The sequence below is a fragment of the Nostoc sp. DSM 114159 genome (assembly GCF_053470285.1).
Genome location: NZ_JBPFEH010000001.1, coordinates 1,015,529 through 1,039,358, shown reverse-complemented (window position 1 = coordinate 1,039,358; position 23,830 = coordinate 1,015,529). Strand labels below are relative to the sequence as shown.

Sequence of the window (23,830 nt, the reverse complement as noted above, 5' to 3'; positions counted from 1 at the left end):
GAATTACCTTTGATATTAGTTTTTCTCTTAGCTATGAAACTCATAAAACTCATCCCAAAACTCATAGAAAAACTCATTAAAAATAACATCATTCAGTAGACATATCCAAAAATGAATGTAGAGACGTAGCAATGCTATGTCTCTACAAGGTCGGGTAACGCAGAATTAATTTCACCAGATGTCTAGCAAGGAAAACCTCACATCCACATGGGAAAAGAGTTGAGTCGCTCTTCTGTCAGAGGTTCTGACAACCAACCCATTTTCACCGGAACTTCATAAAGCCGTCCGGGTGCTAACCTTTTCCACATATGGCGCATTCCCGGAACGATGACTTTGGCAACTCTCAGTCCAATATCGGGACGAGTCTGATCTAAAACCAGCATTTCTAAACCATTGTTCTCAACGATTTGTTGACAGAGCTTGACATCTTCAAGTAAATCGTCACTTGCTATTTCGCGATAATCGCCACTGACTTTAGCAGCAATGCTCTTGCTTGGAACTAAATAAGGTTGATTGCTTAAAGTTGCGCTTTTCCACCAATCTACCGCCAAGCCATCTGCTGACGGGGGATATTCAGTACTTCCATCAGCTTTGGCAAATAAAACATTAGGTAAAATTTGGTTAACTTCAGTCAAGGCTCGACTAATAGCAATCTTGGCATCGAAATGAGCGCCATAACCCAAAACAATATCTTCTACAGAGCGATCGCTTCTTCGAGTCACAGCAGCAAAAACTGGAATATTCAGATCGCTGGTAATATCTAAAACCCAAATTTCTCGATTAATAGTTTGATAATATTGCTTCAGGTTTTGAAAATAAGGCTCGTCGAAACTATCTAAATCCACTTGCGGCTTTTGTAGAGAGTTATACCACCATAACGCGACAGCATCCCGCTCTACTAACTCCATAAACCCTTGCAGAATAGCTTCTTCAAGAGTATTACCCGCCGCACATCCATTAGAATCAGCCCAACAGTCGGGTTTATAGGATGGTTGATAGCCATAATAACAGTAAGCCGTTGGCAGATACTTAAATTCCTGATGGGTTAAAGACCAAACAGGAGTCCAGTCAATTTCTCTTTGTTCATCAAAAGGTTCGGGGACTTTTTGAAACCAGCCTTGACACTCAACATTCCATTGCTCTCTATTCTGATATTGCTGTTGGCTGAAGTTCATACAAACATTGGGATGGATCGCTTTGTCCCCCATTTGTTGGTAACTGCCTTTTTCTCGAATTTCATACCCTTGAAACACCCCAGAATATCGCTCGATCGCTTCGCAAAAACCACTAGCCATCGCTTGAGAGTCAGTCCTACCTTTCCCCGCACTTCTACCCCCCAAATTTTGGCGCAAACTAGCTACATCGTCGAAAACACTAAGAAAATGATGTTTAGCGATGTAATTATGAGTTAATCCATTCCCAGGAATTTTATTTAGTTCTCGCACAACACCAGTAATGGGGCTAATATGATGTTGATATTTCCTGAGAGTTTCTTGTGGCGAACAAATACGGTGTCCTCCATCGACAGTAAAGGTTTTCTGGCGGTGTTCTAAAACAACAGGTAGGGGATTGTTGGTTAACCCATTTACCATCTCTCCACAACTAGAACATTGAGGACGCTTCACCCAGCAATGATTTTGAGTTTGCAGTGCGATCGCATCGTAAGCAATCAAATTGCTTTCTAATTGTTGATTTTCTCCTTGGACAATCCACTTAAACACCTCTGTGGCTATCATTCCTAAAGCGGTTTGTACTGTAGATGGCAAAAATCCCAAAGGAGGAGTTAAAGGGGAATAAATTTGCTTCTGTCTCTCAATAAACCCTTCAATCGGTCTATTATCTCGCAAACGCTGGGCTAAACAGTTCCAACAACCTGTTTTCTGAGGATTAAATAAAGGGCCTATCCAGACTATTGTCCCTGATGGCTTAACCAGTATCCAGGGAGTTTGGGATTTTAAGGCTTGTTGATTGAACTTTTCTAGCTCAACATTGAGATAATCATCGGTTAAAACTACTGTCAAATTACCTTCATCTGCTACTTGAATTTGGAGAGACTCAAGCACAGCAATCAAGTCAGATGCAGCAACTGAACCTAATGCTTTTACTGCTACTTTAGTCGAGCGCAATCTTTGATGAGCTACTGCGGGAGCAATATTAAGATGATGGCAGAAGATTTCTAAGTGCGATGGGAGAGAATTATCTTCTTGAATAAGATAGCCCTTTTGTTGCATTTGTAATAAAGCATATTGGGCTTTAATACTCACATTGAGAACTTCTTGGAAAAAAGTGGTAGCTGACTGTAAAGATTTTGGATCTTGCAGTAGCGACTGTTGAATGGTATCAATAATTTCGTCAATATTGCGATTACCATCGATGAAAGCAACTAAAGTATGAGAAAGATGATCGTTTAACCAGACTTTTCCTCTTTCTGACAAAAAAAAGATATTGTCTGCTTCTATAGTTTGAACAGAATAACAAGGATTAAATTGGATTTTAAGTTCCATTGAGCTTTATTAATTGTTTATTTACTAATTAAAGTGTCATTTTAGTAGAGTTAACTTGTAGTTAATTGTTTTTGATTTTATTCTTTGTTGAAAACATGTTTAGATGTATTTAGTAAATTTAGAAATCAAATTTTGGTACAATCAATGATAGTTGAGAAGCAAAATAGATTTCCGCCCATTGTATTTTAACGGAATTTATAATGAATCTCAGGTAGCTTTTAAATTATTGTTACACAATTTTTCTTAAATCATTTCAAAAGGTAATATAAAAGCTCATATAAAAACTCATAACTTTTTATAAAAAGCAATGGAATAACTCAGAGGTTATTTATAAAGTAAATCTAAAAGCGAGGAGAAAAGAGTTCTGATAACGATAAGATACCTTAAACATAGTGTATTTACATAGTTAACCTGAGTTCGGGTTAAAGATAAGGAGGTAAAAGCCACTCCAGTTGAAGGCTAGGTTTCTTAGGTTGATGACAATAAGCGATTAATCCGCAAAGAACGTTAACGCAAAAATTAACGGGGCTTCGGTGTCGAGAATGTTCAATCTGAGAAATGTTTTTGAGTTGATCATTAATCGTTTCAATAATTGAGCGTTTACGGGACAAAAGTTTGTCATGAAGACGCATCAGCCTATTCTTCATATTGCGACGGGGTAAGCGCGAAAAATTGGATTCCGAACTCTTCCAAAAGCTGAGAAGCAAGTTTTTCAGAAACATAGCCGCGATCGCCCGTCGTGTGAGCCAAAGCCTGGAGAAAATCATGCTCTCGGAACCGAACAAATTCTATGAATTGCTGCAAGGCGTGTTGAGAGTGCTAGATTCGGAAGTGATACCAATTCACGAAAAGCCTGATACAAATAAAGCATCCAGAATAAAACCCCAACCTGTAATAGAAGCAACAATTGATGTGTTTAATTCCTCAAGACGTTGCCAGATAACTGTTCTTAACTCGTCCAAACTAGCAAAGCATTCCCAACTTAGATTTCTTTTGACTTCTTCCCATAAACGTTCAATTGGATTGACTTGGGGAGTATGTGGAGGTTGAAATAAGAAAATAATATTTTCGGGAATTTTAAGAGTCTGGCTTAAATGAAAAGCACCGTTATCTAATTGAATAATATGTATATCTTGCGAATATGTAGCAGCAAACTGTTCTAAAAAAATGTTAAAACAAGCTGTGTTGAGATGAGAGAATTCCCAAATATAATACTCGCCAGTTAAGGGTTCTACTAACCCGTATAAATAGAAGTTTTCTCTCTTCCATTGCATGATGCCGATAGGTTTTATGCCACAAAGCGTAATCAGCCTCCCCAATTCTGTTTTTAATCCTACACGGCTTTCATCACCACACCAATATCTAATTCTTTTGTGTTTATCTTTTGGCTCTATAGCGTGTTTTCTAATGACTTCTAGGTATTGTGGCAGTTTTTTTTAAATTCTAATTCTGCTTCTTCATTGTGTTTTATCCCTACTGCTCTTGGTACTTTTAACTTCGCTTTCATTCGATAACGTACTGTATCGTGTACTACTTTGTATGACGCTTCTACTCCTTCCACCGCTTTCAACCATGTTCGGATTTCCTCATAACTTTTAAATCCTTCTGGCTGTTCAAGTTCTTTTAAAAGTTGTTCTTTAGCCAAACCATTAATAATTGGCGGTCGCCCTGTACTCTTGTTTACTGACAACAGACCATTTATTCCTGACTTTGTATAAATTGAGAGCCATCTTTGCACCGTCACCCTTTCTCTGCCCACAACTACAGCTGCATCCTGTACCGTTCTCACCTGGCCCATTTTCAGCAAATACAAAGCTTGAATTCGTTCGCGGCTTGATGCTGTTTTCTGGTTTAAGAGCAGTTCATGCAACTCTTGGACTGATTCTTTGATTTCAACTTTGGTGATTCCAGCCATTTTCACCCGTTCATATTTATTCCTATTTTATCTGTATCACACTTTTAGTGAATTGGTATGACCTTTTAGCGATCATAGAAACCCTCCAAGTAAAGATTCGCGATCGCGCCGTATTTCGACGTTGATTATACTGTTTTGTAATTGCGTAGTTATTTATGCTTTTTGACTTAGTAAAGGAATTTCAATACAAAATTCTGTGCCTTGCCTCGGCTCAGAGACAAAAGAGAGAGTCCCACCATGTTTCTCCTCAATAATTTGCCGACTTATAGATAAACCCAACCCTGTGCCCTTCCCTACAGGTTTGGTAGTAAACATTGGTTCAGATAACCGTTGTTTGACTTCTTCTGTCATACCGATGCCATTATCGGCAATTTTAATTACTACAACTGAGCTTTGTTGATGTAGAGCAGTACGAATCGTGATTTGTCCTTTGTTTTCTACCGATAACAAATGAATGTTACTTGCTGCAATTTCGGGAAAATTTGCAATAGAATTGCTCCTAGTCACAAATGACTCCTCTATAGCATCTATTGCATTAGCAAAGAGATTCATGAAAACTTGATTCAGTGGACCTGGAAAACATTCTACAGGTGGCAAAGTTCCATAATCTTTAATAATCTGAATTTCGGAACGTTCTGAGTTAGCTTTTAAGCGATATTGTAAAATCAATAGTGTGCTATCAATACCTTCATGAATATCTATAAGTTGTACTGCTGAATCATCCCGACGTGAAAAATGTCTAAGAGAATGAATCATCTGTGCTAGACGCTTTGTTCCTTTGTACATAGACGACATAATTTGCGGAGAATCTTGCATTAAAAAATCAATATCAATCTCATCTATTTTTTGCTGAATTTTTACTTCAGGATTGGGATAATATTTTTGATAAAGTTGAAGCAGATCAATAAAATTTTGGGTGTATTCAGAGGCATGATTAAGATTTCCTAAAATGAAGTTGACTGGATTGTTAATTTCATGGGCAATTCCAGCGACCAACTCACCAAGGGTAGACATCTTTTCTTGTTGTACCAGCCGAACTTGAGCTTGCTGAAAATTATCAAGTGCTTGAGATAGTTGCAAAGTACGTTCTTCTACCCTTTGCTCTAACTCCTGAGTCAGCTTTTGTAACTTGGTTTCGACTGCAAGACGGTCGGCTATTTCCTGTTTAAGTTGCTGATTATGACTTTGGAGTTGCTTAGTTAGATTACGAATTTGTAGATGTGTCTTGATACGAGCCAGTACTTCTTCATGCTCAAAGGGTTTAGTAATGTAATCTACTGCTCCCAAGCTCAAACCCTTTACTTTATCGACAGTTTCAGAGAGAGCTGTCATAAAAATTATGGGGATATCACAGGTTATAGGATTTAACTTTAAACGCTGGCAGGCTGTAAATCCGTCAATTCCAGGCATCATTACATCTAAAAGTATGATATCAGGACAAGCGTATTCAGCTTGAGCGATCGCTCCTTCACCATTCACAGCAATCAATATCTCCCAACCTGTATCCATTAATGTTTCAGATAGTACTTCCAAATTATTGGGATTATCATCCACAATCAAAATTACCCCTGTCTCCATAACAGGTATATTCATTGTTGTTCTCCTCGATATGGTTGGATAAATTCCCTAATTTTTTCAATTTGAAAGCTTTTAGCAAGTTGCTCTAATTGTTCGGCAAATAGTATAAACTTCTCATCCAAAAGTTTCAATTTTTGGGCTTGTTCTCGAATGCCTTTGATATTACCTCTCATCGCCAACTCAAATAGTTTCTCGATTTCTTCAGATGGTGGAGAAATTAGGCCAGTGTCTGATAGCGAGGAATCAGCAGAGGTACCTTTTAGATTTTGGGTTTCGTTGACTTCTTGACTCTGGGGCAAATCATAAATCCACTCAAATTTTAAGTGCTTCTGTAACTTCTGAAACAATTCATCGGCTTGCACTGGTTTAGGCAGAAAATCGTTGCCACCAACCTCTAAACTCTCATGCTGGTCAGATTCAAATACACTCGCAGATGAAACAATTATTGGTAAATCATCAAATGGCAACATACGCAAGTGACGGATCATTTCTAAGCCATTTATGACTGGCATTGACAAGTCAGTGATAATTAAATCAGGTTTTAACTTGACTGCTTTATCTAAGCCGTCTTGACCATTAATTGCCTCCGTTATTTGAAAACCAATATCACTTAATAAATTGACAATAATAGAACGGTTTTCCCCATTATCATCTACGAGCAAAATTTTTCGTTTATTGCCAGTAATCCCAACAATTATGCTTTCAGGAGTTACGACAGAACTATTTTGGTTATGGATAGTGCTTAGTGTTCCATTTCCAGATTTTTCTGGTACAGTTTCATAAACCCATTCAATTTGTAAATATTTTTCTAACTTTTGAAGTAAATCATCAGCGTGTACAGGTTTCGGTAGAAAATCGTCTGCACCAACTCCTAAACTTTTGTGTTGATCAGATTCAAACACGCTAGCAGATGAAACTATGATGGTCAACTCCTGAAACTCCTTTTGCTGGCGGAGGCGACGTGTTAATTCAAAGCCATCCATGACGGGCATTGTCAGGTCTGTAATAATTAAGTCTGGCAGAAATTGCATAGCTTTATCTAAACCTTCCTGACCGTCACTTGCCTCTATAATTTCAAATTCAATCTCTTCTAATAGATTTATAACAACAGAACGGTTTTCCCACTTATCATCTACAATTAGGATTCTCCTCTTTCCAGTGGCGATTCCGACAATTTTACCAGCAGACACCACTCTACCTGATTGCATCCAATCCACTGATTCTTGTAAATCTAAGTCAATCCAAAAAGTGCTGCCCTGACCTATTTCACTTTTTACTTGGATTGTACTATTCATTAATTGCACAATTCGCTGACTAATGTTGGTACGACATATCCAGATGTCGATAACTTGGTGACAAAAGCAAATCGCTTACCCTTTAAATCCTTGAGGGTTTTAATCCCACTTGCCTTGTTGGCAATAATCACAGCTGTGTACCAAGGTCGCTTTGTTTCTTTATTAATCTGAGCAACCAATGGCTCAACTTTCGGATCGCGGCGATGAGCTTCGATATAACTGGTAGGTGCAAGGTAGGCAATGTCCACCTTTTTTTTAACCAATAAATCAATTGCTGTTTCGTAGTCCTTAGTAATTTCAAATTTAAAGGGTCGTTTTAGTGCTTTAGACAAATAGTCAGCCAAAGGTTGGAGTCTCTTTTCTTGTTCGGCTGAAACCTGCCAGGGAATCACCGCCATTGTAATGGTTCCTTGTTCTTCTCCGGCTTGATTGGTCGTGCTAGTAGGCGACTGATCTGTGTTTGGCTGAGTTGCAGATGAACTTTCACGAGTTGGAGTACAGGCCATGCCAAATATGGCAATCGCTAATACTGAGGTAAAAAAAGCAGTCTTTCTACCAAGAATATTGGTTACAACTTTACAAAAAAGTTGCTGGTGCATGGTTTTTATCCTTTTGGAGCCTGTTCTCTTCAGAGAGGTTTCATATTTATTAATCCCAAAATGGTGTACATTCTCCCACTTGAAAAATAAATAGCCATCATGAACTACATACACCAGAACACATCAAAAAGGGATTGAGGATTATAGACTAGTATTTTTTACTTAGCACCTAAATTAAATTAGCGATCGCTCAGTGTTTTTCACACTACTGGTAAATGGGGAAGCATTATATGATTCGGTTGGAAAATCATCTTAATTCCTTTCCTCTGAAAGCGTTAATTATTCTTGCCATCTCAAAACAAACGTAAAGTCAAGATTGCTAAATTTTGGCTTCTGAATTCTTCTTCAGTAAAATTGAGATTGCCTAATAGGAATTACTTCTGTTAAGCTAATACAATGTATATTACAATACAATTTTTAAAAAAGATAAGCCAACTTGAAACCCTTATTAAAGAAACCAGCATGATTGAAACTACAGTTCGCAAACAGTACAACCAATTAGCTGCCGTTTACGATCTACGCTGGAGAGATTATATAGTTAACACACTGTCTTTCCTTAAAACCTGGGTAGAAATATCACCAACAGATACTATACTTGATATTGCGTGTGGTACTGGTGAGTTTGAACGTTTACTATTAACTGAGTATTCATGTCAACAAATTATCGGTATAGACATTTCAGAGGAAATGCTGGCGATTGCTAAACTCAAATGTAGTGCTTATCCTCAAGTATCATTTCAGACGGCAAGTGCATCAAGATTGCCATTTGACAGTAATAGTTTTGATGTGATTGTGTCTGCTAATTCATTTCATTATTTTGATGAGCCACTTGCTGCATTAAAAGAGATAAGACGTGTCTTAAAGCCTGATGGAAAAGTCATTATTCTAGATTGGTGTAAAGATTATTTAGTTTGTAAAATATGGGATTTAGTACTTAAGATGTTTGATCCGGCTTATAAGCAGTGTTATACCCAAAATGAGTTTCATAGCTTGCTTAATAATGAAAAGTTTGTGGTTTGTCGTGCAGCCAAAAATCGCTTTGGTGTTGTATGGGGATTGATGGTAGCTACAGCTAAAATCAAAACTTAAACCAATTGTCTATGACAATCTAAGACTAATAATTGATTTCTGAAAAAGACCGATACAGATCGAAAAGCTTAATTCTTTATTCTTTACTTCCTACTCTCCGCCCAGGTAGATAATTTAAAAAATCAAATACGATTCCTATCGTTGACTATAAAGTTTAGGTTTTGTTCCTAAAATGGCTAGAAAATATGATTCAGCTTGACCACTTAAGTGTGACTTATAAAGGTGGAGTAGTAGGGATTAAACCTATTTCTCTTAGCTTTACTAAAGGGCAATTCACTGTTATTTTGGGAGCATCTGGTTCTGGTAAATCAACTTTACTGCGTTGCCTGAACTATCTTAATCGCCCCACAACTGGTACTGTGATAGTTGAAGGATTGGGAAATCTACATAGTCGTAAGGTGTTGTATGAACATCGCAAGCGCACAGGGATGATTTTTCAGCAGCATCAACTTATTGGTCGGCAAACGGCTCTTGGGAATGTATTGGTGGGTCGTTTAGCGTACCATTCAACACTACGAAGTTTCTTTCCTTTGCCCAAAGCAGATCAGTATATTGCTTTAGAATGTTTAGACCGGGTTGGACTTTTGCATAAAGCTCTAACACGAGTAGATATTCTTAGCGGAGGTCAACAGCAACGGGTTGGTATTGCACGCGCCTTAGCACAAAAACCACAATTAATTTTGGCGGATGAGCCTGTTGCTAGTCTCGATCCGAACAGCGCTCATAAAGTCCTCTCATTTCTGCGTCAGACTTGTCAAGAAGATGGAATTTCCGCAATCCTCAGTCTGCACCAGATCGATCTCGCAAGAATTTACGCGGATCGAATTATTGGGTTATCTCAGGGAAAAGTTGTCTTAGATGGTAAGCCAGCAGATATCAGTAGCTATGAATTAAAGCAACTTTATAGTGACAAAGATAGTCCTCACGATCAAGGCTTTCAGGAAACCATTAATTCCTAATAGCTAAATTTCCTGTACTGTTTTTATATTAATTTAGGATAACCTCAATGACTGTTTTACTAAACAAGCGATCGCTTGTCTCAATGACACTAATCATGGCTACCTTAATTGGTTGTCAAAGTCCCAGCAACCAATCTGCAAATAAGCAATCAGGTTCTGGTAATAGTCCAGTAATAGCATCAGATTCGGCTGACCCTCAAACCCTAAAAGTAGCTTTATTACCTGATGAATCTCCTTCAAGTTTGATTAAAAAAAATGAAGGATTTAAAAAGTATCTTGAGACAAAGCTACAAAAACATATTGAACTTGTCGTTACAACTGACTACTCCTCGATGATTGAGGCAACAAGCAACAAGCGTATTGATTTAGCTTATTTTGGGCCACTCTCTTACGTTTTGGCAAAAACAAAGAGTGATATTGAGCCATTTGCAGCTTTGAAGAAAAACGGTAAAACTACTTATCAGTCTGTGATCATTGCTAACACAGCTAGCGGTGTCAAGTCACTGGCAGAAGTCAAAGGTAAAACGGTAGCTTTTGGAGATCAAGCATCAACTTCCAGCCATTTGATTCCTAAATCAATGCTGGCAAATAGCGGATTGCAACCCGGCAAAAAAGACTACCAAGAGGCGTTTACAGGTTCACATGATGCTGTAGCATTGGCAGTTCAAAATGGTAATGCTCAAGTTGGTGGCTTAAGTAAACCCATCTTTGAATCCTTAATTGAACGCAAAGTAATTGATTCTAGTAAAGTCAAGGTAATTGCAGAGTCCAAAGAGTATCCTGAATATCCCTGGACAATGCGTTCTGATTTAGCACCGCCACTAAAAGAAAAAATTCGTGCAGCCTTTCTTGCATTGAATGATAAAGAGGTTCTTAAACCCTTCAAAGCTGATGGTTTTGGAGCCGCGAAAGATAAAGATTATGATAGCATCAGAGACTTAGCAAAAATTCTTAATCTTGATATCGCCAAGTTGCAGAAGTAATTTATAAGAAGAATTCAGGAATCAGAATTCAGTATGAATTCTGTTTTTACTCAGTACTTTGCTATAAATAGTTTTCTTGATTGAAACTCTATCCTTTTATGAGTAGAGTATTCTGAATTATGAATTCTGACTCCTGATATTTTGAATTTGGAGCGAAGCGACGTGACACTTCCTAATCCTCAACCAGCTTTCGATCGACTACTGAAACAACAACGGTGGCAATGGTATCGAACGATAGTAACCTGGGCGATCGCACTTTTGGCTGTAGCTATATGTTGCTTTTTAGTTGGACTTGGGAACGAGAAACGCCTTTTTGATGGGATTCCCAGTATCTTAAACTTGCTGCATCAAATGCTGCCTCCAGATTTTAGTGATGCTCGAAACTGGGTCAAACCTTTATTTGATACGCTGGCGATGAGTATTGCAGGCACTGCGATCGCTATTGTTTTCTCGATGCCTTTATCTTTATTAGCGGCTCGGAATACAACTCCCCACCCGTTGCTATTTCAAATTTCACGGCTGATTCTCAACGGCTTGCGCTCTGTGCCAGAGCTAATTATGGGCATCATCTTTGTGGCAGCTGTTGGCTTTGGGGCATTACCCGGAACCTTGGCGGTGGGATTTCACTCGATTGGCATGGTCGGCAAATTCTTTGCAGAATATATCGAACTGGTCAACGAAGCACCGCTAGAAGCAGCAAGAGCTGCTGGAGCCAACAAGGTGCAAGTGATCTATCACGGAATTTTGCCGCAGGTATTACCACAAATGATGGATCTGACCCTTTATCGATGGGAATATAACTTTCGTGCCTCCACGGTTATGGGAGCGGTCGGGGCTGGTGGCATTGGATTTGAGCTAATTGGCGCACTTCGCCTGATCAATTATCGGGAAGTTTTAGCAGTGTTGCTAGTAATTTTGCTTATGGTAATTCTGGTTGATGGTTTTAGTAGTTATCTTAGAAAACGTTTAGTTTAGTACAGCACAGCATAAATAAACCACCCATTCCCAATCAACAAAACGCTTAAGCTGTATTCATTTTTAATTTTTAATTTTTAATTCCGCCTTGCGGTACTAGGAGGTTGCTGATGAAACCCAAAGTTGTAATTACCCACTGGGTTCACCTGGAAATTATTACAAACTTAAGTGAGCATTGTGAGGTAGTTGCAAATCCAACTAGAGAGACTTTACCGCGTGAAGAAATTCTCAAGTTGGCGCAGGATGCTGAAGCTTTGATGGTTTTTATGCCAGATCGAATCGATGAGGCGTTTCTAAAAGCTTGTCCAAAATTAAAGATTATTGCAGGAGCATTGAAGGGTTACGATAATTTTGATGTTGATGCCTGTACCCGTCAAGGTATTTGGTTCACAATCGTACCTAGCTTATTAGCTGTGCCAACAGCTGAGTTGACCATTGGATTGATTATCGGGTTAGCCCGCCAGATGTTGCCAGGCGATCGCTTGATTCGTCAAGGCACGTTTGCAGGTTGGCGACCGCATCTATACGGTATGGGATTAGCAAACCGAACACTGGGAATTGTTGGTATGGGGAGTCTGGGGCAAGCTCTGGCTCAACGGCTTTCCAGTTTTGAAATGAACTTGATTTACACCGATGCGATGCCTTTAGCCAAGGAAAAAGCAGCAACTTGGTGCTTGTCACAGGTTTCCCTAGATACGCTATTGGCAACCAGTGATTTTGTTGTGCTAATGGTTCCTCTGCAACCAGAAACATTTCATTTGATGAATGAGACATCTTTAGCACGTATGAAACCAGGGAGTTTCTTAATCAATCCGTGTCGCGGCTCAGTAGTTGATGAACAAGCGGTCAGTGATGCTTTAGCCTCTGGACATTTAGCAGGTTATGCAGCTGATGTGTTTGAACTAGAAGATTGGGCCCGTAGCGATCGCCCATCGAAAATTCCTCCATCTCTGTTAGAGAAACAAGACCAAACCTTTTTTACTCCCCATTTAGGATCTGCGGTGGATGATTTACGATATGACATCGCTATAGAAGCATCTCAAAATATTTTACAAGCCTTACAAGGTCATTCTCCTCAAGGAGCAATCAATTGTCCAAGTTAAAAGTAAATTGGAGAATCCTTAAGCAATAAAGACTACCAATCCTCTTTCCAGAGAAACCAAATCCAAAAGATTCACCGCAATGTTATAGACATCTTGCAAAAGTAACAAATGCCAAGATGTTGGGGTGCATGTTTGCATGTTAAAGGGGAAGGGAAAATTCCATACCTTTCCCCATTCCCCTTTTCCCCACTTCTGCAAGAAGTCTTATGGAGTGCGATAGCGTAACCGCCGACTTGATAGCGATCGCCGTTACAATCCAACTTCTTACCCCATCCACTCAGTCCATTTCGGCGCATCTGTCACCAGTTGAGCAAATTTGTCAGGTCTTGCATCCTCAAACTCCAGCATCACGCCGCGACCTCATCAATCGTTACCCAAAGGAATAATTGTATTGTCCATCTCTTCTTTTGAGGATGGCGCTGTTTCGCCCGCCTTCTTGCGATCGCCAGTCGCAAGCAGAGGCTAAAAATGCTTTTAAAAACCTCAGAGATTGCAAGACACATCAAAACTGCAATTTTCCAGTCAACTCAGTTGACAGCGACTGCGGGTGTGTCAATTAACAAGTTTCTTGCAAAAATGGCATCAGGGCAGAATAAGCCCAATGGATTAACGGTGATTTTACCCCAGGATGCGATGTCTACGACAAGCCGCAAGCGTCTACGCCTTTGTAGAACAGCTAGCGATTGAAAAATTCCACGGCATTGGAGAAGTTACGGCGGCGAAGATGCACTCACTCGGCATTCATAGTGGTGCAGATTTGAAAAGGCGATCGCTCTTGGAGCTAACACACCACTTTGGTAAAGCTGGTCATTATTACTACAAGATTGCCAGAGCAGAAGATGACCGACCAGTTGAGGCGAATCGGGTTCGTAAGTCGATTGGTGCAGAAACCTCGTTTGCTAGAGATTTAAGTGACCATAGTGAAATGTTGCAAGAACTCAAACAGATTGCCCAAATTGTCGAGCAACGATTAGAACAGCATGAAACGCGAGGTCGTACATTAACAATGAAAGTCAAGTTTTCTGACTATCATCAGATAACCCGTAGTAAGACAATGTTTGTTTCAATTGGTGAGCTAGATACGATTTTTGAATTAGCCAAAGCACTGTTTGAATCGATTGACTTGGAGAATCGTAGTATTAGATTGCTGGGGATTTTCTTGTCTAATCTGAATAATGCCAAACAGACCCAAGTGATTCAATTGCCACTATTCCAAAATGCAGATATCACTTGGGAGTGATTGACCTAATCTACTACTCATGGAATCGACTATTTAATATTTTTATTTGGCGTTGCTGAATAAAGGGATGAATCGATTTATGTAGGTATAGTTTGATACTTTAAGTAATGGAGTAATAATTTAACTGAGCATCTCAGCATTTCTTCTGTCTTGGAATAGCATAAAGTTTTTCGGCGAAGACGTGCCAGATAATGTCTAAGCCTTGTGTTTTCATTTTCAACTCGTGTCATGTATGTTTTACTAACAATTTGGTCTCCATTTGGAATAAAACTTGGGTATACTTTCCAGCCGTCTGTCACATAAAAATAGCTTTTCCACTGTTTAGCAATTTCCCACAATGGCTCAAAAGTTTCGGCACTATGATCTCCCAAAACCCAGGCTAAAATACCTTGAGTAAAGTGATTTACTGCTGTCCATAACCAAATTTTGTTTTTTTTGAGCCAACAAATGTCTCTAATTCATCAAGTTCTCCAACTTCTGGAATTACATCTTCTTTGGGTGCATCTGGAAGTTTATCACCCAATTGTTTGACCCAATAAATAATAGTAGTATGATGCACTCCTTTAACTCGTTCAATACCACGAAAACCCATACCATTAAGGTACATTTTTAAGCATTCTTGCTTCAATTCCTCAGAATATCCTTTCGGCGGCTCGTACAAATCAATAAATTGGCGAAAGCGTTGCGGGGCGGAACGCACGTCGCACGATACACAAATGTGATGCAAGTTTACCTCTCCGCTTTCCGTTCTTACGAATTTCCGTAGAGCCGCAGTATGGACATTGCACAGTAGATGACCTCAATTCATCCCTCTATTATGCAACGCCTTTTATTTTAATTGCGGCACGTAACTTTGGCGACTAACTACCTCTAAAAATAATACTAAAAAAGTTAAAATTCCAGCTATATATAAAGGATAGTCATAGGTTATGGGATGCGATTGATGAATGAATGAGTGTTCCAGCAATTATAGGTTCAATACCATTAGAGATACTTAAGTAAGATGCGTTCAAACCTAAAGCAGTTCCCTGCTCTTGTGCTTTAGCGACCGTACAGGTTGGTGGAATATACAGCACTTTCGAGGTAAATGAGGTACACATAATATTGGTGTATCAAGACTTAAAATGAAAGCATACTCAATCGATTTACGAGAAAAAATAGTAAATACTTACGAAAAGGGTGGTACTTCAATAAGAAAGGTTGCTGTGCAATTTGGTGTAGCAAAAAGCTATGTGCAAAAGCTAATCCAACTTCATAGAGTGCAAGGACATCTAGAACCTAAAAAGCAAGGTAGAGCCATGAAGGGTAGGTTAGATGATTTCGTGAGCGAATTAGCCGAAATGGTTCAAATTTACCCAGACGCAACTTTATTGGAATATTGCGAATATTTTGGAGAAAAATACAACGTTTGGGTGTGTGCAAGTGTGATGTGTTGTGCATTACAAAAACAAAAATTAACGCGAAAAAAAAGTGAAAGTGCAGCCAAGGAAAAACAGAAAGAGTCCAAAAACTGAGAATAGAGTATTGGGAGAAAGTAAAGCAAGTAGACCCAGAAGACCTTGTATTTATAGATGAAATGGGTGTTTTACTTGGCTTAACTAGAACTCATCAAAGAAGCGAGCGCGGTACTAGAACGTATAATTTTAAACCATATTACCGGGGAGCAAAAATAAGTGTAATCGGAGGAATTAGCTTAAAGAAGGTTTTAGCCGTGATGACTTTAAACGGCTCAATGGATGGAGATGCATATAAAGTTTTTGTAGAACATTTTTTACTTCCGCAATTATGGGTTGGTGCAGTCGTTGTAATGGATAATCTACCTGCTCATAAAGTCGAAGAGATTAAGCTTTTGATTGAAGGAGTGGGAGCAAGTGTTCTTTATCTATCTCCTTATTCTCCTGAATTCAATCCAATTGAACATTGGTGGTCACAATTAAAAGCTTTTCTGAAACAATTTTCTCCCAAGAGTGCATCCGTCGTTGATGGTTTAATTAAAATTGCGCTGAAACTAGTTGATCCAAAGCATCTAAAAAATTGGTTTACTAATTGCTGCTACTGTACCTCATGAACCTCAAATTTGCTGTAATTATTGAAGTTATTCCCGAATTAGAAAAAATCATTGGTCAACAAACACCTGCTACAGAATTATCAGGAACTGCGGCACAAAATCGATTTAATTTATTATTCCAGAAATTTACCCAAGTCTTTACCAGTGACAAACATCCATTAGTGATGTTTTTAGATGATTTGCAGTGGGCTGATTCGGCATCTCTGATGTTAATACAGTTATTAATGGCTGATACAAAGCATTTTTTATTAATTGGTGCTTACCGTGATAACGAAGTCAAACCAGCACACCCGTTAATGTTGACTTTAAATGATATCCAAAAAACAGCAGCCACGATTAATACGATTACTTTAGCACCACTGAGCCAAGAGCAGGTAAATCAATTAGTTGCTGACACACTGAAATGCTCAGAAAGTTTGGCATGGACTCTTTCTCGCTTGGTATTTCAGAAAACTCAGGGTAATCCGTTTTTTGCTACACAGTTCCTCAAAGCATTACATCAAGATGGATTAATTGAATTTTACTTCGAGTCGGGGTGTTGGCAAGGTGATATCACCCACATAAATCAGCGATCGCTCACAAATGATATCGTTGAATTTATGGCATTGCAATTACAAAAGTTGCCAGAATCAACTCAAGTGATTTTAAAATTAGCTGCATGTATTGGGAATCAGTTTGATTTAGAAACATTAGCAATTGTTTCTAAACAATCAAAAATAGAAACGGCTGTTTCTTTGTGGAATGCTTTACAGGAGGGTTTGATTTTACCTCAAAGTGAAGTTTATAAGTTTTTTGTAGGATCAGAAAATCAAGCTGTTACTCTAAAAAATTCCGAAATTATTGTCTATAAATTTCTTCACGATCGCATCCAACAAGCAGCTTATTCCTTAATTCCGTTAGAGCAAAAACAAAAAACGCATTTCATGATTGGTCAATTGTTATTGCAAGGATTATCCGAGCAGGAACAACAAGAACGGATTTTTGATCTAGTAAACCAACTGAATTTAGGACAAGGTGCGATCGCTGAAGATGTTTCCCTTTCTAGCATCGCCACCGATGAGCAGAAAAAAGAACAAGCTCGCTTAAACCTACAAGCAGGACAAAAGGCAAAACTATCGGCAGCTTATCAAGCATCCCTGATTTATTGTACTACTGGGATTGATTTATTACCTACAACCGCTTGGCAAACTGACTATAAACTAATGTACAGTTTGCACCGCAAGGGTTCAGAAGCAGCTTATCTGTGTGGTGATTTTGACCGAGCCGAAGTCCTTTATGGGGAAGCACTTAGCCATGCTCAAACACCCCTGGACAAAGCGGTGATTTATCGCGTGCAGATGACTCAATATCAGCTTCAAGGACGCAATGCGGAAGCGATCGCCATGCAACGCCAAAGTTTACAATTACTTGACTGGGAACTACCAAAAGAACAAGAACTGATTCAAGCGAGTCTGGACAAAGAAATTGCCATAGTTAATAGATTTTTAGAGCAGCAGACTGTTGAATCTATTCTCAATCTTCCCAAAATGTCAGATGCCAATATTGCAGAAATGTTGCGAATTTTACAAATTCTCTTCTATGCTGCATGGCTTAATGGTCAACCGACTTTAGGATTGCTGGTACTCGCCAAGATGACGACTTTATCTTTGCAGTATGGTAATAGCGATATGTCCCCCTTTAGCTATGCTGGCTATGCCTTAATTGCCAATGCCATCCTTAAGGACTTGGGAACAGCTTATCAGTTCAAGGGGCGACAATCGCCTCTAAACCCTGCAAGCTAAAGGTTTGGGAGGCACAGACCCCTGGAAACATTTGTGTGCTTATTGAGAATGAACTGTACAGTTATTAAGCTACTATCTGTAGGGTACAGTTTAATGGTAAAAAAGAACGGTCTCGTAATTTGATTAAGACCGTCATAATAATGCTGGCATCATTCTACCAAAATTTTTTAGAAAAATACCTAAATAAAGCACAGTTAATCACCCTAAAGATGTTGGTGTGGTTACTACAAAATCAAAAACAAGTGAAGATAGAAAGACTGGCAGCGACACTACCATTACCAATACAACAAAATAGTCGTAGACGGCATATACAAAGGTTTTTAACGCTAAATGCCTTAAGTGTAGTATTGTTGTGGTTTCCGATTATTGAAGCCCTAATTAACCAACATTTTCAACTGGGGTCACAATTAACCATTGCAATGGATAGAACACAGTGGAAGGAAAATAATGTGTTGATGGTGAGTGTGATTTACCAAAAAAGAGCTTGGCCAATATATTGGTGTCTGCTAGGAAAAGATGGTAGTAGCAACCTAGAAGAACAACAAAAAGTATTACGTCCAGTAATTCGACTATTAAAAAAGTACAAACTAGTAATTATTGGGGACAGAGAATTCCATAGTGTCGAACTAGCACAGTGGCTCCACAAGCAGAACCTCAGTTTTATATTTCGTCAAAAAAAGGATACTACTTTTCGTCAAAAAAGACAGAAATTTCAACCTTTAAGTAGCATTGAGATTTATCCTGGTATTCGCTCCTTTTATCCTGATGTTAAAGTTACTCAAAAAAAAGGTTTTGGTTGCTTCAATTTAGCTGTTTATTGGAAAAGGAAGTATAGGGGGAAGCAAGATAAGGAAGCTTGGTATTTATTAACTAATTTACCTGATTTAAACACTGCCCTCAAAATATATGCTCAACGTTTTGGCATTGAAGCGATGTTCAAAGATTGTAAAACTGGTGGGTACAATCTAGAAGCTTCTCAAGCCAATCCTGATAGACTTGTACGTTTAATTTTTTTAATAGCTTTAGCAATGACTAGTGCTTGGATACAAGGTCAAAAAATTAAATTACAACGACAATAATCTTATGTCTGCCGTTCCCAAGAGCAAGGTAAAACTGAAAAAAGGCATAGTAATTTTTGGATAGGTTTATATGGTTTCAATTGGATAGAAGCTTTGCATGAGTGTCAAGCATGGGTCGAAGAAATGGTCGGTTATATTCGCAATAAGCAAGCATATTATCAGCGAGGTTTAAAGGCTATGGAGCTTATACAGCAAGCACTTTAACTCGCTTGTCGCCCCTTGAACAAATATACGCTACTTGGATTTTCTACGCCGTCCTCAACGACTTGTGTGCTGATGTAGCAATCGCTTTACAACAACCTTTGGAACGCATTTCTGTGGAAATGGTGTTTCGCAGTTTATATTTTTTTCACCGCGCACTTTTGCTTAACCCTGAGTTAAAACTTATTCCTTGGCTTGTCGAACATTATCGTTCGATGGGCTTGGTTAAAGCCGTCCGTCAACGCCACCGACGAACGGCTGCTCGCTCTCTTGACATCTGGGCTGATGCCTTAACTTGACACCAATGGCTACTTGCAGTGCCTGCGGCAGCAGTGATAATTACGCTAATTGATGAGTTTACTCCGTCAGAAAACCTGATAGAGTCAGTTGGAGTTGAAGCTGGAATAGATGTTCAATCGAACGATTGAATATCTATTCAGTTTCGGCTCGGCACTACTATCATACTTTTGACAAAAGTTGCTTGGTAAGCGGCAAAAGGAATCCGTTCATCCCTATAAATATCATTAATCACAACAGGCTGACCATTTTGCATCGTATACCCACCAATGCAAATACTCATTAACACACCTTGAAAGGGCTAGACTTAGATAGTCCGAGATAGTGCGATAAGTACTACTTGCAAGCCAATCAAAGGGGGAATCTTCAAAGAAAAATTCGTAACCCTCAAGGGTGACATGAACGGATGTCGAAATGTCAAGATTCGGCGAATTTTTGTGCCCGAAAACAGCACTAACAGCAACTTGAGAACTGAATTTACTCCAAAAATCAATTCAGGTAGGAAAAAATAATGGCAAATATCATTGGAACTAATGGTAACGATACGCTACTGGGTACTAACAGCGCGGATACGATTAAGGGTCTTGCAGGTAACGATACTATCACAGCTAATCAGGGCAACGACACCCTGACTGGTGGCGGTGGCAAGGATAAATTTGTTTACAAAAGTGAAATATACGATTTCGATTTCGGCTTCACCGATGGTACTGATACTATCACCGATTTCGGTGGGGTAGGTAAAGGAATAAGCCCAACAGCAGCAGTAATTGCCGAAGTGGATACCATTAAATTCCAAGGGTATGGATTGACTGCTCGAAATCTGCTGCTGACCCAGAATGGCAAGAATTTAGAAATCACCTTTGAAGAGGCGCCTGCTGCTTCTTTTGCAAGCGTGCCCGATCTCAAAGTTATCCTCCAAAACTTCAAATTAGAAAACTTCCAGAATCTGAAAGCAACTGGTGCAAAACCAGCTGTTGGTAATATCCTATTTGATGGGCAAACTAGCATCACCGACAGCTTTAATGTCCTGGATGCCAACTCCGCTGAAACGAGCATCAGCATCAAGAACACGGTGACTTTCCTCAATGACCTTGACAATAACATTACAGGTTTAAACAACTCAGATGATGTGGTGAATGGTCAGGGGGGTAATGACAAAATCAACGGCTTAAGTGGCAACGACTTTTTGAGAGGTGGTGAGGGGAATGATACCCTCGTTGGTGGTGCGGGGAATGATACCCTCGTTGGTGGTGCGGGGAATAACACCCTCGTTGGTGACGCTGGTGATGATATTCTCAATGTTGACTTTTCAACAGGCAATAACTTACTCTCTGGAGGCGTTGGTGACGATCGCTTGGATGCTATAGCTTCAACAGGCGATAACCTACTTAATGGTGGCGATGGCAATGATTATCTTTCGACCTCTGGCAACGATACGTTCTACATCCCAAACCCTCTTCTATCTGGCCGCACCGATCCCTCTTTAGGCAATAATACCCTCAACGGTGGTGCTGGTGACGATAACTTGGATGCTAGGTATTCATCAGGCGATAACCTACTCTTAGGGGGCGATGGCAATGATACTCTTTTGGCCATTGGCTTTGACGGCAGATACGATACACCCACTTCTGGCAATAATACCCTCAACGGTTGTGCTGGTGATGATCGCTTGGATGTTAACTCCTCAACAGGCAATAATCTGCTCTCTGGAGGCGATGGCAACGATACGATCAATGCAAGCACTACTGGCAATGATACAATAGATGGGGGAACAGGTAACGATTTATTGTCCTATTTTGGCGATTCTCGCAATTATACCAAGGGAATCACTTCAACATTCAATGCTACTACTAACTCTGGCTTAATTACGGATGGCACGCATCGGGTTAGCTACAAAAATATCGAACAATTAAATATCTTAGGTACAGAATACGATGACAACATTGTGGGGAGCAATGGCAACGATACGATAGGTGGGAGCCTTGGCAATGATACGATCGATGGAGGTAAAGGTGACGATTTATTATCCATCAATTATGCCTATTATGATTTTGCCAATTATTATACCAAGGGAATCACTTCGACATTTAATGCTACCACTAATACTGGCTCAATTACAGATGGCACGGATCGGGTTAGCTACAAAAATATTGAGCGATTAGATATCTTAGGTACAAAATACGATGACTTGATTGTGGGGAGCAATGGCAACGATACGCTCTCCGGGGGCTATGGTGGCAATGATACAATGGATGGGGGAATAGGTGACGATTTATTGTCGTTCGGCAACTTTTATAAGTCTACCAAGAGAATCACTTCGACATTCAATGCTACTACTAACTCTGGCTCAATTACGGATGGCACGAATGGGATTAGCTACAAAAATATCGAACAATTAGATATCTCAGGTACAAATTTCGATGACTTAATTGTGGGCAGCAATGGGGATGATACTCTCGACGGTAGTAATGGCAATGATATCCTCATAGGCGGCAAGGGTAATGATAGCCTAATTGGAGGATCTGGTACTGATACCTTTGCTTTCAATAGTTTCAATCAAGGCATTGATAGACTTGATGACTTCAAGGCGACTAATGAACTCATTCAAGTAACGGCTGAAGGTTTTGGTGGCGGGTTATCAATCGGTTCACTTAAAACAAGTCAGTTTACCCTCGGAGCATCTGCAACCACTAGCCAAGAGCGATTTATTTACAACAATATTACAGGTGCATTGTTCTTTGACCAAGATGGCAGTGCGAATGCCTTTACTCAAGTACAATTTGCACAATTATCGGCTGGGTTGTCACTAACCAAAAACAATTTTGCGGTTGTTTAATCGGAGTTAGCGTGATTCAAGTCGCCAAGGACTCAAAGACAGCCCCCATAGTTAATAATCCTTGGATGCTGGATAAGAGTTAGTTCTTTTTACTTGGGAGGAACCGCTCTTAAGGCATTAATGCCTGTAATCATTATGGAGTATAGGTTATATTAGAGCTTTTCTTAGTGCCATTCCATCCTAGACCATTTTGTCCCTCCGCAAGATTGCAGACAATTGAAGAAGAAGTCAGAAGTCAAAAGTCAGAAGACAGAAGTCAGAATCACTTTTGTTGGGGATTCAAACCCCTTTACTCATCTGCTGTTTTGTTCAGGAGTCATTCTGGCTCCTGACTCCTGACTCCTGAGTTTTTTAAATTAAAATACATTATCACACCCACAACAGCAGTAAATGTCCCAAGTGAAAGTTTACACGGTACTCTGTGTCAACAGCAGTATCCTAATGGTTTTTTACACGCCAGGGCATTGCTGGGAATTCCGTATCATTAGCCGCATGGGTAGGATATTCGGGGAACAAAAGATTTATTACACGGCAGAGGCGGCATTGGGAACTGGGTTGAGTTGGCTCAGAGATGAGTTATGATGACGAATGTTATTGCTCGTCAGTAGCAACAACCCTTGAACTTAAACGCTTTTAACTATAAGTCGCTAATGGGAGCATACGCAAAAACCTGAAGCCAACTTATCGGAAGCGATCGCACATATACTTGTGGCTGCCAAAGAAAACTGTAGATAAACAGTGGCATTTTCGTAAAGCTCTTTTTTAAATGCTGTTCTGGACTTCATGCCCAGGGCAGTTTTTTCTTGCACTCTTAACTATCCTGGCATGGTGTGTATTAGAGTGAACATCAATGTGGAACTTGATTTCAAAAGCGTTCAGCTACGCTGGGTCATTGCTTTTCGCCACCATCAATTACAGAAATCATCCACCCGAATATCCCGCCAGACATCAGAAACCTGCCAGCCGGAATTGCCCACCGATTGTACAGGAGGATTGTCAAGGAATGGAACATAGTCAGGAACTCTAGGTTCAGGAGTGATTACTAGTTTCTCCTCAACCTCAACTACAGGGGTTGATGAATTGACAGTATCGGTTTGAAGAAGTTGGTCTTCTGCCTCCTCGATTAATTTCATCTCTCTCAGCGTGAGCTTGTCAGATTTTTTGATGATTTTCTTTGTCTGTATCTCATTAGAAGTATTCATTGGCTGTTCCCTCGAAGGCATTGGCTTAAAATTTGTCTGAGTAAACTTGGGAGAAAATGAGTATTAATAATTGCACGGAATAAACACTCTACTGCAAAAGTATGGAAAATACCAGTCTTTTACTGA

At 39.6% G+C, this 23,830-nt stretch carries 23 protein-coding genes and 2 pseudogenes; 14 read left to right on the top strand and 11 right to left on the bottom strand.

The window, feature by feature from the left end:
* Nucleotides 1-197: 197 nt before the first annotated feature.
* The 7 genes and pseudogenes from ACR5KR_RS04065 to phnD (ACR5KR_RS04035) form a co-directional block, all read right to left on the bottom strand.
* The gene (locus ACR5KR_RS04065; RefSeq protein ID WP_448265555.1) at nucleotides 198-2,504 is read right to left on the bottom strand and encodes a TOMM precursor leader peptide-binding protein; all 2,307 of its coding nucleotides are present in this window, start codon (nucleotides 2,502-2,504) and stop codon (nucleotides 198-200) included.
* A gap of 422 nt (nucleotides 2,505-2,926) precedes the next feature.
* Nucleotides 2,927-3,239: pseudogene (locus ACR5KR_RS04060) on the bottom strand (transposase); the annotation flags it as partial.
* A gap of 107 nt (nucleotides 3,240-3,346) precedes the next feature.
* The gene (locus tag ACR5KR_RS04055; RefSeq protein WP_448270086.1) at nucleotides 3,347-3,871 is read right to left on the bottom strand and encodes an IS630 family transposase; all 525 of its coding nucleotides are present in this window, start codon (nucleotides 3,869-3,871) and stop codon (nucleotides 3,347-3,349) included.
* 47 nt (nucleotides 3,872-3,918) lie between these two features.
* The gene (locus tag ACR5KR_RS04050; protein WP_448265554.1) at nucleotides 3,919-4,419 is read right to left on the bottom strand and encodes a helix-turn-helix domain-containing protein; all 501 of its coding nucleotides are present in this window, start codon (nucleotides 4,417-4,419) and stop codon (nucleotides 3,919-3,921) included.
* 153 nt (nucleotides 4,420-4,572) lie between these two features.
* On the bottom strand, nucleotides 4,573-6,012 hold the full coding sequence (locus tag ACR5KR_RS04045) for a hybrid sensor histidine kinase/response regulator (RefSeq protein ID WP_448265553.1): 1,440 nt from the start codon (nucleotides 6,010-6,012) through the stop codon (nucleotides 4,573-4,575).
* Nucleotides 6,009-7,292, bottom strand: a complete 1,284-nt coding sequence (locus tag ACR5KR_RS04040) for an ATP-binding response regulator (protein ID WP_448265552.1) — start codon at nucleotides 7,290-7,292, stop codon at nucleotides 6,009-6,011. The genes ACR5KR_RS04045 and ACR5KR_RS04040 overlap by 4 nt, the downstream gene beginning before the upstream one ends.
* Entirely contained in the window at nucleotides 7,292-7,891 is a 600-nt protein-coding gene (phnD, locus tag ACR5KR_RS04035; RefSeq protein WP_448265551.1) for a phosphate/phosphite/phosphonate ABC transporter substrate-binding protein, read from the bottom strand. Before phnD (ACR5KR_RS04035) ends, ACR5KR_RS04040 begins: the two co-directional genes overlap by 1 nt.
* 462 nt (nucleotides 7,892-8,353) lie before the next feature.
* Between phnD (ACR5KR_RS04035) and ACR5KR_RS04030 the strand changes: the two genes are divergently transcribed.
* The 8 genes from ACR5KR_RS04030 (at nucleotide 8,354) to ACR5KR_RS03995 (ending at nucleotide 14,240) form a co-directional block, all read left to right on the top strand.
* The gene (locus ACR5KR_RS04030; RefSeq protein WP_448270084.1) at nucleotides 8,354-8,980 is read left to right on the top strand and encodes a class I SAM-dependent methyltransferase; all 627 of its coding nucleotides are present in this window, start codon (nucleotides 8,354-8,356) and stop codon (nucleotides 8,978-8,980) included.
* 185 nt (nucleotides 8,981-9,165) lie between these two features.
* On the top strand, nucleotides 9,166-9,939 hold the full coding sequence (gene phnC, locus ACR5KR_RS04025; RefSeq protein ID WP_448265549.1) for a phosphonate ABC transporter ATP-binding protein: 774 nt from the start codon (nucleotides 9,166-9,168) through the stop codon (nucleotides 9,937-9,939).
* 47 nt (nucleotides 9,940-9,986) lie between these two features.
* Nucleotides 9,987-10,922, top strand: coding sequence for a phosphate/phosphite/phosphonate ABC transporter substrate-binding protein (gene phnD / locus ACR5KR_RS04020; RefSeq protein ID WP_448265548.1), 936 nt, complete (start codon nucleotides 9,987-9,989; stop codon nucleotides 10,920-10,922).
* A gap of 162 nt (nucleotides 10,923-11,084) precedes the next feature.
* Nucleotides 11,085-11,897, top strand: a complete 813-nt coding sequence (phnE, locus tag ACR5KR_RS04015; RefSeq protein WP_448265547.1) for a phosphonate ABC transporter, permease protein PhnE — start codon at nucleotides 11,085-11,087, stop codon at nucleotides 11,895-11,897.
* A 110-nt stretch (nucleotides 11,898-12,007) separates the two neighbouring features.
* Nucleotides 12,008-13,000 carry a phosphonate dehydrogenase gene (locus ACR5KR_RS04010; protein ID WP_448265546.1) on the top strand — a complete coding sequence of 331 codons (993 nt, stop codon included), beginning with the start codon at nucleotides 12,008-12,010 and terminating at the stop codon, nucleotides 12,998-13,000.
* A gap of 206 nt (nucleotides 13,001-13,206) precedes the next feature.
* Nucleotides 13,207-13,386, top strand: coding sequence for a hypothetical protein (locus ACR5KR_RS04005; protein ID WP_448265545.1), 180 nt, complete (start codon nucleotides 13,207-13,209; stop codon nucleotides 13,384-13,386).
* 82 nt (nucleotides 13,387-13,468) lie between these two features.
* On the top strand, nucleotides 13,469-13,687 hold the full coding sequence (locus ACR5KR_RS04000; RefSeq protein WP_448265544.1) for a Y-family DNA polymerase: 219 nt from the start codon (nucleotides 13,469-13,471) through the stop codon (nucleotides 13,685-13,687).
* On the top strand, nucleotides 13,629-14,240 hold the full coding sequence (locus ACR5KR_RS03995) for a DinB/UmuC family translesion DNA polymerase (RefSeq protein WP_448265542.1): 612 nt from the start codon (nucleotides 13,629-13,631) through the stop codon (nucleotides 14,238-14,240). Before ACR5KR_RS04000 ends, ACR5KR_RS03995 begins: the two co-directional genes overlap by 59 nt.
* A 77-nt stretch (nucleotides 14,241-14,317) precedes the next feature.
* Here the strand turns inward: ACR5KR_RS03995 and ACR5KR_RS03990 are convergent.
* A pseudogene (locus tag ACR5KR_RS03990) lies at nucleotides 14,318-15,028 on the bottom strand (IS1 family transposase).
* A gap of 132 nt (nucleotides 15,029-15,160) precedes the next feature.
* A complete protein-coding gene (locus tag ACR5KR_RS03985) occupies nucleotides 15,161-15,340 on the bottom strand; it encodes a hypothetical protein (protein WP_448265540.1) in 180 nt (59 codons plus the stop codon).
* Between the two features lie 24 nt (nucleotides 15,341-15,364).
* Between ACR5KR_RS03985 and ACR5KR_RS03980 the strand changes: the two genes are divergently transcribed.
* The 5 genes from ACR5KR_RS03980 (at nucleotide 15,365) to ACR5KR_RS03960 (ending at nucleotide 19,668) form a co-directional block, all read left to right on the top strand.
* Nucleotides 15,365-15,754 carry a helix-turn-helix domain-containing protein gene (locus ACR5KR_RS03980; RefSeq protein WP_448265539.1) on the top strand — a complete coding sequence of 130 codons (390 nt, stop codon included), beginning with the start codon at nucleotides 15,365-15,367 and terminating at the stop codon, nucleotides 15,752-15,754.
* Nucleotides 15,751-16,308, top strand: a complete 558-nt coding sequence (locus ACR5KR_RS03975) for a transposase (RefSeq protein ID WP_445632213.1) — start codon at nucleotides 15,751-15,753, stop codon at nucleotides 16,306-16,308. The genes ACR5KR_RS03980 and ACR5KR_RS03975 overlap by 4 nt, the downstream gene beginning before the upstream one ends.
* Nucleotides 16,305-18,089 carry an ATP-binding protein gene (locus ACR5KR_RS03970; RefSeq protein WP_448265537.1) on the top strand — a complete coding sequence of 595 codons (1,785 nt, stop codon included), beginning with the start codon at nucleotides 16,305-16,307 and terminating at the stop codon, nucleotides 18,087-18,089. The genes ACR5KR_RS03975 and ACR5KR_RS03970 overlap by 4 nt, the downstream gene beginning before the upstream one ends.
* Nucleotides 18,090-18,229: 140 nt before the next feature.
* Nucleotides 18,230-19,168, top strand: a complete 939-nt coding sequence (locus tag ACR5KR_RS03965; RefSeq protein WP_448265536.1) for an IS4 family transposase — start codon at nucleotides 18,230-18,232, stop codon at nucleotides 19,166-19,168.
* A 209-nt stretch (nucleotides 19,169-19,377) separates the two neighbouring features.
* Nucleotides 19,378-19,668, top strand: a complete 291-nt coding sequence (locus ACR5KR_RS03960; protein WP_448265535.1) for a hypothetical protein — start codon at nucleotides 19,378-19,380, stop codon at nucleotides 19,666-19,668.
* Between the two features lie 137 nt (nucleotides 19,669-19,805).
* On the opposite strand, the gene ACR5KR_RS03955 is transcribed toward ACR5KR_RS03960, so the two are convergent.
* Nucleotides 19,806-19,949 carry a hypothetical protein gene (locus tag ACR5KR_RS03955; protein WP_448265534.1) on the bottom strand — a complete coding sequence of 48 codons (144 nt, stop codon included), beginning with the start codon at nucleotides 19,947-19,949 and terminating at the stop codon, nucleotides 19,806-19,808.
* A 228-nt stretch (nucleotides 19,950-20,177) separates the two neighbouring features.
* On the opposite strand from ACR5KR_RS03955, the gene ACR5KR_RS03950 reads away from it, so the two are divergent.
* Nucleotides 20,178-22,502 (top strand): beta strand repeat-containing protein, encoded by a 2,325-nt coding sequence (locus ACR5KR_RS03950; protein WP_448265532.1) that lies wholly within the window; start codon nucleotides 20,178-20,180, stop codon nucleotides 22,500-22,502.
* A gap of 908 nt (nucleotides 22,503-23,410) precedes the next feature.
* Here ACR5KR_RS03950 and ACR5KR_RS03945 read toward each other — a convergent pair.
* Nucleotides 23,411-23,704, bottom strand: coding sequence for a hypothetical protein (locus ACR5KR_RS03945; protein ID WP_448265531.1), 294 nt, complete (start codon nucleotides 23,702-23,704; stop codon nucleotides 23,411-23,413).
* Nucleotides 23,705-23,830 lie beyond the last annotated feature (126 nt).